General features: G+C 45.7%; 11 protein-coding genes, 1 tRNA gene and 1 pseudogene. 5 read left to right on the top strand and 8 right to left on the bottom strand.

Annotated features, from left to right (window positions below):
• Positions 1-196 precede the first annotated feature (196 nt).
• Complete coding sequence (locus ETA_RS06710; RefSeq protein ID WP_042958749.1) at positions 197-406, bottom strand: hypothetical protein; 210 nt, start codon at positions 404-406, stop codon at positions 197-199.
• Between the two features lie 192 nt (positions 407-598).
• Here ETA_RS06710 and ETA_RS06715 point away from each other — a divergent pair, with 192 nt between their 5' ends.
• Both ETA_RS06715 and ETA_RS20690 read left to right on the top strand, forming a co-directional pair.
• The gene (locus ETA_RS06715; RefSeq protein WP_012440871.1) at positions 599-1,843 is read left to right on the top strand and encodes a mechanosensitive ion channel family protein; all 1,245 of its coding nucleotides are present in this window, start codon (positions 599-601) and stop codon (positions 1,841-1,843) included.
• A gap of 452 nt (positions 1,844-2,295) precedes the next feature.
• Complete coding sequence (locus ETA_RS20690; protein ID WP_012440872.1) at positions 2,296-2,511, top strand: glycosyl hydrolase family 28-related protein; 216 nt, start codon at positions 2,296-2,298, stop codon at positions 2,509-2,511.
• Between the two features lie 1,290 nt (positions 2,512-3,801).
• Here ETA_RS20690 and ETA_RS19695 read toward each other — a convergent pair.
• The gene (locus ETA_RS19695) at positions 3,802-4,728 is read right to left on the bottom strand and encodes a hypothetical protein (protein WP_049778746.1); all 927 of its coding nucleotides are present in this window, start codon (positions 4,726-4,728) and stop codon (positions 3,802-3,804) included.
• 849 nt (positions 4,729-5,577) lie between these two features.
• Positions 5,578-6,312 (bottom strand): annotated as a pseudogene (locus ETA_RS19705) (IS3 family transposase).
• A 68-nt stretch (positions 6,313-6,380) separates the two neighbouring features.
• Between ETA_RS19705 and ETA_RS20740 the strand changes: the two are divergent.
• Positions 6,381-6,734, top strand: coding sequence for a hypothetical protein (locus tag ETA_RS20740; RefSeq protein ID WP_456236298.1), 354 nt, complete (start codon positions 6,381-6,383; stop codon positions 6,732-6,734).
• A 170-nt stretch (positions 6,735-6,904) separates the two neighbouring features.
• On the opposite strand, the gene ETA_RS06745 is transcribed toward ETA_RS20740, so the two are convergent.
• The 5 genes from ETA_RS06745 to ETA_RS06765 all read right to left on the bottom strand — a co-directional run bounded on the left by ETA_RS06745 (position 6,905) and on the right by ETA_RS06765 (position 10,024).
• Positions 6,905-6,979: transfer RNA gene (locus ETA_RS06745), tRNA-Arg, on the bottom strand.
• A gap of 107 nt (positions 6,980-7,086) precedes the next feature.
• Positions 7,087-8,349, bottom strand: a complete 1,263-nt coding sequence (locus tag ETA_RS06750) for a sensor histidine kinase (RefSeq protein ID WP_012440875.1) — start codon at positions 8,347-8,349, stop codon at positions 7,087-7,089.
• Positions 8,349-8,801, bottom strand: coding sequence for an oxidoreductase (locus tag ETA_RS06755; RefSeq protein WP_012440876.1), 453 nt, complete (start codon positions 8,799-8,801; stop codon positions 8,349-8,351). The genes ETA_RS06750 and ETA_RS06755 overlap by 1 nt, the downstream gene beginning before the upstream one ends.
• Positions 8,798-9,238, bottom strand: a complete 441-nt coding sequence (locus ETA_RS06760) for a GNAT family N-acetyltransferase (protein ID WP_012440877.1) — start codon at positions 9,236-9,238, stop codon at positions 8,798-8,800. The genes ETA_RS06755 and ETA_RS06760 overlap by 4 nt, the downstream gene beginning before the upstream one ends.
• A 9-nt stretch (positions 9,239-9,247) precedes the next feature.
• Complete coding sequence (locus ETA_RS06765) at positions 9,248-10,024, bottom strand: helix-turn-helix domain-containing protein (protein ID WP_012440878.1); 777 nt, start codon at positions 10,022-10,024, stop codon at positions 9,248-9,250.
• Between the two features lie 787 nt (positions 10,025-10,811).
• Between ETA_RS06765 and ccmA the strand changes: the two genes are divergently transcribed.
• Together ccmA and ccmB are read left to right on the top strand one after the other, a co-directional pair.
• Positions 10,812-11,426, top strand: coding sequence for a cytochrome c biogenesis heme-transporting ATPase CcmA (gene ccmA, locus ETA_RS06770; protein ID WP_012440880.1), 615 nt, complete (start codon positions 10,812-10,814; stop codon positions 11,424-11,426).
• Positions 11,426-12,085 (top strand): heme exporter protein CcmB, encoded by a 660-nt coding sequence (gene ccmB, locus ETA_RS06775; RefSeq protein ID WP_012440881.1) that lies wholly within the window; start codon positions 11,426-11,428, stop codon positions 12,083-12,085. Before ccmA ends, ccmB begins: the two co-directional genes overlap by 1 nt.
• Positions 12,086-12,110 lie beyond the last annotated feature (25 nt).

Raw genomic sequence — 12,110 nt, forward strand, 5'->3', positions numbered from 1 at the left:
CAGGGATGGGTGCGGCGCGGAATAGGGGAATGAACTGCCTCTGGCAGGGAATGAACGGCACCTGTAGCGACATGAACGGTATTGATTGCTAAGGTTGCTCACGATAACAAGGGAAGAGATTTCCTGCCCAACGCTTTGCAACTGGCCGGAGGGGGCGTAAGACAGATAGCCCGACGAATGCCGGGCTGCAAAGCGCTCAGCGAATATAGCTACGGATCACATTGGCGATCGCCTTATTTGCGTCACGTTCATCGCGATGTTCGACGTCATCAGCGACCTTTTCCAGATACTTATTCAGCTTGCCGCCGGTCGGCACATTGCCATAGGCGATAAGCATTTGCACAATGTTACGTAGCGCAAGAACCTCTAAAGAGAGGCGCTCAACAACAGGATCTTTATCTGGCACGATGAACTCCGGGGTAAAGTCAGCAATATGCCCAGCAGTTTAAGCCCCGGCGGCAAAATCAATCCGCTGAATATCCACCTTTTTTTATGATGATAAATGCGTTCAGGCGCAAAGGTGACCAACATTTGCCAACAAGGGTTGAACCTGTCCGTTGCTCAAGGCATGATCACCGCTGGTTTTTAAGGAGACGCTATGCAGCAATTGATTGCACAACTCAAACAGTTTGGTATTGAGCCTAATCATGCTATTTCGCTGACGATTATTTTTGCCATCATTTTTCTTACGGCAATCGTCGTTCACTTTATCTTGCACCGCATCGTTCTGGCCGTCTGTGAAAAGCGTGCTCAGGCCAGCTCACATCTTTGGCTGCATATCCTGACCGAAAATAAGCTCTTTCACCGGCTGGCCTTTACGCTGCAGGGGATTATTGTCAATGTCCAGGCGGTACTATGGCTAAATAAGGACAGCGACGCGGCGGCTATTCTGTCAACCTGTGCGCAGCTTTGGGTCATGCTCTACGGCCTGATGTCGTTTTTCTCGCTGCTGGATGTGGTGAACAGCTTATCAAACCGTTTCGCCTTTGCCGCGCAGTTCCCGCTCAAAGGGCTGCTACAGGGCATCAAGCTGATCGCCGCTATTGTCATCGGTATTATGATGATTTCGCTGCTGATTGGAAAATCTCCGGCGATCCTGATCAGCGGGCTGGGCGCAATGGCAGCCGTCCTGATGCTGGTATTTAAAGACCCAATCCTGGGCCTGGTCGCGGGCATTCAGCTTTCTGCAAACAATATGCTGAAGCTGGGAGACTGGCTGGAGATGCCAAAATATGGGGCTGACGGCGCGGTGACGGATATTGGTCTGACCACGGTAAAAGTGCGTAACTGGGATAACACCATTACGACCATACCGACTTATGCTCTGGTCTCCGACGCATTTAAAAACTGGAGCGGTATGTCGGCCTCTGGCGGTCGTCGCATCAAGCGCTGCATCAACATTGATACGACCAGCATCCACTTTCTGACGGAGGAAGAGCAGGAAAAGCTGGCTCATGCGCGCCTGCTGTCACCTTATATGGAGATGCGCCAGGAAGAAATCGCCAGTTGGAATGGACAGAATGCGGGGCCAGCCTCCATTCTGAATCAGCGTAAAATGACGAATATCGGCACTTTTCGCGCCTATCTGAATGAATATCTGCGCCAGCATCCCTCCATACGCCAGGACATGACGCTGATGGTGCGCCAGATGGCGCCAGGAGCGGAAGGTTTACCGCTTGAAATTTACGCATTCACTAACACCGTGGCATGGCTGGAATACGAAAGCATTCAGGCTGATATTTTTGACCATGTGTTTGCCGTGGTGGACGAGTTTGGCTTACGCATTCATCAGGCACCCACCGGGAGCGACGTGCGCGCCATCGCGGGCCTGAATTCATACTGATAGAACCATGAATCAATAGGGGATGCAGCTATGGCATCCCTGAATGTGCTGGTGACAATAAGCTTATCCAGCCGCAGCGAATGTCGGCTTATGCTTGCGACAGCGCCTTTGGCACTCATTTAAATACCGGTATCGCCGTCGCGCATCACCCGACGTGGTTTTTTGCCACGGTCGTTTTGAATACCGTATGACAGCATTTTTGTTAAAAGACGAACTGGCTTACCCGGTATTTTACCCGCAGTGAGTTACGGGACTGTCGGATATGGTGAGTACGTTTTTTTTGGGGATGTTCTTATCGTATTGTTTAAACGATGTTTTAACTCACGGAGCCTGCTGAAGAGGTTTTTCTGGTGTCCCCTGCATCCTCCCGACAGGAAACCAATGGCAATTCTTTAGATGCAGGGGTAAGCGTGGGTAACTCGACACTGTCCAGCACTGAAGATGGCCTGGTGATGCCCCGATCGGCGTCAAGCAGCCAGCCATATGCCGGAGCCGTTGCACTTACTCTGCACAATAAGAGCGCAGACACTGTTAGTATAAAAGATTTCGGAGCTAAAGGTGATGGGGTGACAGATGACACCTCCGTGATGCAGGCATTGATTGATATAGCGAAAGAAAATAACAGCGCTGGGTCGCCTTTAGCCATATATCTGCCCCCCGGCACATAGATTGTAGATTCTCTGACTAACTATGCCCATACCCTGATGCAGGGGGCTGAAAGACCAACGGTAATCAGGCGCAAACCCGGAAGAAATAAAAGTGTGATACTGGGTGTTAACTCATCTTGGCTTTGAGAGACAATAAGCAGTAACGCTTCAGAATTTGCTTACCATTTTACATTGTCTGATTTTGTTATCGACGGTGGCGTAGACGGGAAGCAAGTTCCATTATTCCAGCCGCCATACAGGGCATGGTATAGCCATATGGGGTTCCCGATACCGCATTGTTCAATATAGATCTTATAAACTGCGCAGAGAAAGGGCTTATACAGACGACATAGACCAACATTTGGATTACCTCGCGCCGTGGTTTGAGTCTAGTATTTACAGCATCCGAATAACTAATTGCGGAAAAGAGGGCTGGCATTGCGCAGACCCCTATGACTCAGCGATACACCATGTAGGAATGATTAACGGGTCTTGAATTGGTCATGCGCTGTACGATGGTTTTTTAAGTCACTAGCACTCTGTCTGGTAACATCGGGATGTCTACACGTATCTAACGGCGAAAACAACGCTGGAACGGGTTCATCTATTACATACAGGTATGCGGAGAACATTGAAGGCCCGTGCAGGTTCTATGGTGGAACTCCATTTGATGGAGCTAAGGATTGTGTAAGGTTAGCATCTAGCGGAATTCAGTTTGATGACGGCTGCACTTTTTATATTCTATGGGGGGCTGGAAGTTTCAGGCCGGGAATGAAAATTGGGGGATCAGATTTAGAAAAGGAAGCCATGGGGTTTCACACAATTCAATAGAAATAACTAAAGATGCGTGCGAAATGCCTGTAAGCTTTGGTGATAGAAAGTTTTACCCGATGCGGATGCAGGGAAGAAAAGCGTAAAGCTAATTTGCTATTACTCTGGATCTTATTCTACATACGGTATATAGGGCGTCCCCAATACAGCATCAGGGACCGAATTAGATATAACCCTTTCAGGTAATATGAATTTGGAATTAAATTCAAAGCTGCAAACCAAAAAGACCTCTATTGCGTCCAACATATCATACTGTTGGGTGTACAAATATCCCCTTATAGAATCTCCAGCTATCTCTATGTCAAAAGTAGCCTCTTCAGGGGTGCCGATTGAATCGGTTTATGCTCCTGGCATGTCAGACAAAGTTGCCAACATATTTAATGGAACTAGACAAAAATATAACACTGCATGCCACTGCAAGTTATCCGCTTACTGAATAGAAGCGCTATTGAATATCTGGCCCGAAAGGGCCAGATATTCTTAGTAAGCTATGTTGATTTTACGCATTGCGTCACCAGGCTTAATTACTATGCAGTCTTCATCACAGTGGTTATTTTCTGAAACTATATAATTATCAGGTATTGTGAAGTTATAACCTTTAACTTTTTTAATTTGCTCTGCCATACCCTTAATAACCCAGGGTGCAGCTGAGGAAATACCGCCAAATTCATCGCTTCTCTGTACATTAGAGAAGACGTTATATGCCGGATCGCTAATATCAAACATAACCTTGCCATTATATTCTCTGTCAATTTTGGCGGATAATTCTCCCGTTATCGCATGAAGCTCTCCATTCTGCGGGATTATAAAGCCTCTTATGATATTGTATTGGGAAAGAGAAGAGAGCACCAAGGCCATTGACAGGAAAGTTATTTTTTGATGTCGCTTGATGAAGTTTGTCATTGATACCAAGGCAATAAACATTAAACAGACAACAATCATTTCAATCCCGACAATAGATCTAAAGGATGTGAAAGATTCCTCTATAACCAAATTACACGAAAATGAACCAACAAGAAGAATAACAGATAAGCCTAGTTTATATAACCCGCCCTTACTTTTAAATAATACTAGCGCGCCAATGGAAATTAAAAAACCGCTGAATATTGCATAATGTAAATTTGTGGTAATATCATAATTTGAAACCGAGTAACTTATCGGGCCATCGAAAAACAAATATATTTTCTCCTTATACCCTGTTACCAGCTTTGACCTTTCAAGGCCTTCACTATCACCATATATGATAGAAGGTAAAACTTTAACAAGGAATGCGGAGAATATAGCTCCAAATAAAGATACGAAGAAAGGAGGGATAAGGTTTTTTATATAAACCCTGTCATTGCCAAGGATGTTTTTAATGAAAACAAAAAACCAAAAAGGCCATCGCAGTTGGTTGATAAATTGCAAATGATAAAAAAATCAATAGCAAAGACGATGAAAATCTTAGAGGCGTTATCTTATTTGAGCTTATCAACGAGTAAGACTCAAGAGCTAGAATTAATGAGATAACAAAAGGGAAGCATGTTGCCCACGCCGTATAAACCTGTATGCATGGGGTGAGGCATAGCGAAACAGCAAGAAAAGCCCTTTTCTCTGGGCTGTTAAATATGTCATTTCTACTAAGGAAATGATATATCCTTACGCCTAGTATACCAACGCTTAGTGCAGAGATTAACCGAAGGAATGAGAATGACTCTATTCCATTCGAAGATACCTCGGCTAAATATCTGAATATAGCATAAGTTGGCCTCCCTGATTCTATATCCCATTTCATTGATGGGGTATTTCCAGACAAGATATTATTTAATGATGAATAGTCATCATAAAATGCGTAGTCGAATACATATGCTGGAAAGAATGAAGCAAATAGTAAGAAGAATATCCCTATACTGTAATTTAATCTATTCCTATTTTCCATTTTAAATCCCATTAATATAAATATATTTTGTTGCGTCTAATAGCGAAAATCAAATTCATAATATCACCAAAGACCACAATTTACGAGGTGGCTATCTTCATGCGTATAGAATTTCAACTAAAATTATAGTTGTTCTGTGGTGGTTTACTGAATTTTGGCACCTGAACAGAGGTGATATGCTGACCTCAGAACAACACAGGTTTTCCAATGAACAGAAGAAATTTCAGTCCTGAATTTAAACGCGAATAAGCCCAGTTAGTTCTCGAACATGACCCTGGTCCAATATCAGTGCAGCCATAGCTAGAGCGGTTTCCTCCCAATATCGGTGCCAGGATAAATCAGGGATCCGGGCCTGTTAGCAGGCTTCGGACAAATTCTGCAGGAGTCTGGTTATTTAACGAGGAATGTGGCCGTTACGGCTTATATTCCTGCCGCCAGTGCTCGATCTTCTTCTGAGCATATTCCAGTGACAGGAACCAGTGCACGTTCAGACATTCCTCACGCAGGCTGCCGTTAAATGACTCAACCAGGGCGTTATCTGTAGGCTTCCCGGGGCGGGAGAGGTCCATCGTTACCCCGTTTGTATACGCCCAGTGATCCAGCGTTTTCGAGATAAATTCGCTGCCGTTGTCCGTCTGTAGCCGCCGTGTTACACGCTGCTGTGTCTGCCTGATCCATTCCATCACGTCGACCGCATCGTCACCGCGAAGTCCCTGGCCTACCTCGATCGCCACGCATTCACGACTAAAATTATCGACTACAGTCAGGGCACGGATCCACAGCGCTCACGGCCGGGCGGATACGCATGTGCTGGCCGTCACGTACTGCCGCGGGCGTTTTGACCGCAGGTTCAGCCCTTCCAGACGTTAAATCCGATGGGTTTTCTAGTGGTTAACCAGCCAGCCCTCGCGCCGCAGCAGGATAGGGATCCGCTGTACACCCTAACGAATGCGGGTTTCTGCACCGGCCAAAGAAATCCCCATCTTTCTGCAGACTTCCTCCACCCGCGTACCTGTTTCTGCCTGCTTCAGGGCAAAAGCGATCTGCTCTTCGGTATAACGCGTCTTTTTCATGCCGGATGACCTTATTTGTTCAGGGTAAGAAAGGTCGGAAACCCTACTTTACGCCGGTACTGAAAAAAATGAAGAAATCCCTGTTTCAGGGAGAAGGTCAATTACGCCGGAACCTCAAAAAGTGTGTGGAACTCAAACGGGTGTCTTTACAAAAGCAGCGCTATCTTTTTGGCTTTACGGGCATCGCTGGGGTTGATTCCTTTTGCCTGTATCGAACGCGCCTCATCACGCTTACGGCGTGCCCCAGCCAGGTAGACTTCCCCGTGAATGCCAAAAGAGAGCATCTCGGGGTTGCTAACGAAGCGACAGCGAAAACGCCAGCCCTTTGCGCTGTTCACCTCAACAAGAAGCAACAGACCCTCGGCATTGTTGAGCGTGTAGGGTTTTCCAGTGTTTTAGCGTTTAATTGGGATATCAGATAAGCAGCATGTGTATAGAAAAAAATCGAACCTGGTTACACACAATGCTATGCACAACCATGTATAGAACCCATGAGATATAGCTGGACGCCATGGGAAGTGGGTACGCTGTTATATTGCTGTATGTAAAGGGGAGGGGGTTAGACTTTCTGGAACGTACTGGGAAGTGCAAATGGTGTCCCCTGCAGGAATCGAACCTGCAACTAGCCCTTAGGAGGGGCTCGTTATATCCATTTAACTAAGGAGACATTGGGATACGGCGCATCACTGCTAAACCGGGGCGCTATCTTAGCGTAAAAGCTCATGTTTTTTCAAGCTTTACCTTGAACAGCCCTATTTAATTGTTGATGCAAAGCTATGCAGACCCTACATCAACACGTATCAGGAATGTTGAACCCATATTTTGACGGGATTTCACTCGGATTTTGCCATTAAATATTTTGACAAAGTTTTTTATGATGGTAAGCCCCAAACCAAGTCCTTGCCGGGTTTCCTTTTCAGCACCCTGATTGAAAGGACGATAAAGCGTGTTGAGTTTCTTTATATCAAATCCACAACCATTATCTTTTACGCGCAGGTAAAGATGAGAACCTGTAATTTTTATGGACAGGTAAATTCTGCCATTTTTTGTGTTCTTGTCGGCGTTATCTAATAAATTGATAATGATTGAGAGTAATTTTTGCTTGTCGGACTGAATGCGTTTATTCTTTGACGTGCAGCGTGGTATAAAAACATTATTGTTATTATTATTTTGAAAGGGGAGTTGTGACTCATTTATTAGTTCCTTAAGATAAAATGCTGAGTTGTTTAGCCGTGTGTTACCTGTTTCTATTTTCGAGTATTCGAGAATTTCTCTGGTTTGATGGAATATTTTTTCGGAATGCGATTTTATATTTTTTATATGCCTGTAGGCTTCAGTATAATCACCGCTGACATCTATCATTTCAGAAGATATCTGTATTTTTTGGATCGATCCTGATAGCTCATGGTATATGGCGGAAATAAATACGTTCTTTTCAAGTAAAGTTTGCTTCAATTTTGTAATGTGCCGCCACAAAAGTATAATTAGTACAAAGAAAAGAATGATACATAATAAGGCATAATATTTGGCGTAAGCCGAGTTATCTTTTATGATGTTTTTTGTGGTGTTAAAGTGGTCTATTTGAATTTTGTAGATAACCTCCTGTAAGTCCATCATGCTCGACTGCATTTGCGGCATAAAAGCAAGGGCTTTGACGTTTCTATCCGGATTATTGGCGTTGGTAGAGTAAATTGCACTCAATTGCTCGCTTTCATCTTTTATTTTTTTTAATAAAATAAGGAATTCGTCGTCGTAGAAAAAATCGGTGTTGCTGTTGGATTTGTTTTGCAGAATTTTGATTTTTGAATCGAAAATTTTCTTTTTGATTGAAAAATCCTCGAGGCTTCCCCCCGACAGTAAAAAAATTCTCATGCGCTCGAATGCGAGGAAAGTGACCTCTGCGGTTGAATAGTTATCAAGGCTGGGTTCAATCTCTTTGTACTGCTCTCTGACGCTATTGAATTTATTTATCGTGCTAAATATCATTACGCTAAACATTAACAACAGGATTAGCATGTACAGGTATGTTCTTTTCATTACAGAGCCTCGATAGTACCGATCTGCCAAACGGTTTTCGCGTTGACGTCTAATGTCTTTAGCTCTGGATACTTGTCTCTGGGATAGATAACCACATATGGCCCCATTTCGGAAATGTCAATATAGTTGTTATCTCTCTTGTAAGCCAGAATGACGTTATATTTTAGCAGCTCGGCAACGGGCAGCGTATAACTGTAATCATCCAGTGCAAATACGCGTATTGATCCTGAACTGACATGGTAAGCCTCCAGCAGATCTTTCAGTCTGACTCCGGTGAAAACGCTCTCTGGCGTGAAGTTTGTGGAGGTCTTTATTTCCAAAGACGGCATTTTTTCCAAGTCGGGGGTCGTGATGTTAACCCTGATGCCCTTATTGACTAAAACCAGACTGTCTCCTTGAGCCAGACAGAAGTAGCTGAAGAAGATTGAAAACACGAAAAGAATATATTTCATATATTTTCCCGGTATTTTTTAAATATTAGCTGACCAAACTCATCAACGCCCGCCGGCTGCCATCCACGCTGTCGATAGAAACGTTCGGCTTTTGATCCCGCATCTGTGGTCAGGCTAATTTCCGATGTATCCTGTTCAAAAAACCACGTTGTGACCAGTGAAAGAAGGTGTGATCCTATGCCTTTATGGTGATATTCAGGCTTAACAAACAGCCCGCCAACTAAGGGTTCAGGAATAAAAATACCCAATGCGTATCCCACACAGTCGTTATCTTTTTTACAAATCCATCCGCCGCCCTGACGGATGTCATCCAGAGCCTGTTCTCTTTGCAGATATTGGATCTGATGGCCGTGTACCAGATTTTCATGCACTGAAAATCTGATATCGTAAACGTCCTTCAGGTGTTGCTCAGTTAACTTATGGAAAGTGATGCTCATTGATTAACCTCAATCTTTAAAAAACAGGGTGTTCAAAAGAATGGATGAGAGAATTAACGTTCTTGTCGGCTTCTCAATAATTTCAATGTCGTATTTAATTATCGCTTTGCCAATCTCTTTTTCATGCTGATTGAGCTGTCCGGTGAGAAGGATAACAGGGCAGCGATCGTTCTTTTCTCTGATGGCCTCAATCACCCGTTCGGAGTTTTCTCCGTAATCTAACAGCCAGTCAATAATGAAACAATCAAAGCTCTTATTGCCTATTTCCCGTAAGATCTCATCTTTCGTTTGAAATATTTCTGCTTCGATGCCAAACCTGCTGCAAACGGACTTTAATAACTCAAGGATATCGGCATCATTGTCAAGTATAGCGATTCTGGGTGCTGGCAGGAAATCGAGTTTTCTGACGCGATACATCTTTGTGTTTTTCTGATGGTAATTAGCATCAATAATATAATTCTGACCATCCTTGAACGCATAGTTTTCTTCTTTTTCGATATTTTCCGTGGCTTCCGCGTCAACCTCTACATTGCATCTTACGTGCATATCCTTGATAACGAAAATGCAGTTGTGCTCTCTGCCACCATCAAAAGAGGCGTTGAAGTAGCGGTATATTTTCTTTATTTCCGCAATCGTCACACCCCTTTTACCATCGAGTTTCTGCCTGGCGCTGTTGTATTTAATGGTGAGTATGTCTGCCACGGTCGAAGCCTGTTTTCTTTTATCAACCCCTTTTTCATCGAGCAACTCGTGGATTTTGTGCAGGTTTGTTGTTTTTTTGTCCATGATCGTCGTCAGTTGAATAGTTGTCGCGTGGCCTGAGCGTGAAGAATTTCAGCAATACATTAACAAATGTTACATGATCATGGCGTGATAAGAAATTTTTTTTACCAATACATCCTGTTGATAAATCGGGAAAAAAAATAACACTCAAAAAAAATACAAAATGACACTCAAAACACACTCGATCCAAGCGCTTTTATGATGCTACTATAACCATGAAATGAAGGAACAGGCTGGCAATCTGCATGTCAGCCGCAAAAGTAAGGTGCGCAAGGAAGGCGTATACTGCCCGACACCAGGGAACCATTAAAAATAATTATATGTACTATTTTTTTTTATTATGGATGTAGTCATTTTCGAAGTAGGCAAGTTCACGGATGCGGGCATCATACAAGAAAGATGAGGTCGGACGCTGAGCCTTCGCCCATCCTGCTGTTTATGTTCCCATTACCGCAATGGCGCTGTTCTCCCGCTCCTCCCATTGCCCCTTGAGATAACATCTGCGCGGTTCTCTTTTGTCTTCCCTGGCACGCAATGGCAACGGGCTTTACGGCTGAAATGCCTCTTTTGCCTAATCCATTTTATCCCTCATCTTTTCCTGCCGCCACCGGGTGACGTTGTCGTCAGTCAATGCCCGTTGTCGAGTCATGTCACAGCGCTGACGGAGTCTGGGTTTTTATCTATAGAAGCAACGGTTAAAGCGCTTTGAGCGCCTGTCAGAATGGTGCAGTTGTCACAATGTTTGTGCTACTATCCACCCATAAATTTAACAATATATGACTCTCCTTCTATGCTGGCAGCCCGAAACCTGACATGTCTGCGCGACGATCGTGCGCTGTTTAGCGATCTCAGTTTCACCGTGTCGCCGGGCGATATTGTGCAGGTAGAGGGGCCAAACGGTGTCGGCAAAACCTCCCTGCTGCGCATTCTCACCGGGCTCAGCCATGCGGAGCAGGGCGAAGTGCTCTGGCAGCAGCAGCGTATTCAACATCAGCGTGAAAACTATCACGCCAGTCTGCTTTACCTCGGCCATCAGCCCGGAGTTAAGGCGTCGCTGACCCCTTACGAAAATCTCCGCTTCTGGTATGCGCATCGTCCCCCGGATGAGTTGTGGCATGCGCTGGAGCAGGTTGACCTGATTGGTTATGAGGACCTGCCGGTTGCACAACTTTCGGCTGGCCAGCAGCGCCGCGTAGCGGCGGCGCGTCTCTGGCTAAGCCCGGCGCCGTTATGGATACTTGATGAGCCGCTCACGGCGATCGATAAATCCGGGGTGGAAAAGCTGATGGCGCAGTTTGTACGCCATACGCAGCAGGGCGGGGCCGTCGTTCTCACCACACATCAGGAGCTGCCCACGTCGATGCGCAATCTGCGGCGCATTTGCCTCACGGCGGGGAGGGGCTGATGTTTTTATCCGTCCTAAAACGAGAATTACGCATTGCGTTTCGCGGTACTGCGGAAATCCTCAACCCGCTCTGGTTCTTTCTGATTGTGGTAACGCTGTTTCCGTTAGGTATTGGTGCCGATCCCCAGCTGCTGGCGCGTATTGCGCCCGGTATTGTTTGGGTGGCGGCGCTGCTCTCCTCACTGCTGGCGTTGGAACGGCTGTTCCGCGATGATTTTCTCGATGGTTCACTGGAACAGCTGCTGCTGCTGCCCGTTCCGCTGCCGTTAATCGTATTGAGTAAAGTGGTCGCACACTGGCTGGTTACCGGGCTGCCGTTACTTCTCCTGTCGCCGCTCATCGCGCTATTGCTGGCGCTGGATTTTGCCAGCTGGCGAGCGGTGGCGCTGACATTATTACTCGGAACGCCAACGCTCAGCCTGCTGGGCGCGATTGGCGTTGGTCTGACGGTGGGGCTGCGTCGCGGCGGGGTTTTACTTAGCTTACTGGTATTGCCGCTGGCCGTGCCGGTGCTAATTTTCGCCAGTGCGGCCATTGATGCCGCAGAGCAGGGGATGGCGATTAGCGGCTACCTGGCTATTCTTGGCGCTATTCTCGCAGGCAGCGCCGTCCTCGCGCCCTTTGCCACCGCCGCAGCATTACGAATAAGCGTTAACTAATTGACTGGTAATGAAAAATACTGAA

The organism is Erwinia tasmaniensis Et1/99 (assembly GCF_000026185.1).
Taxonomy (GTDB): domain Bacteria; phylum Pseudomonadota; class Gammaproteobacteria; order Enterobacterales; family Enterobacteriaceae; genus Erwinia; species Erwinia tasmaniensis.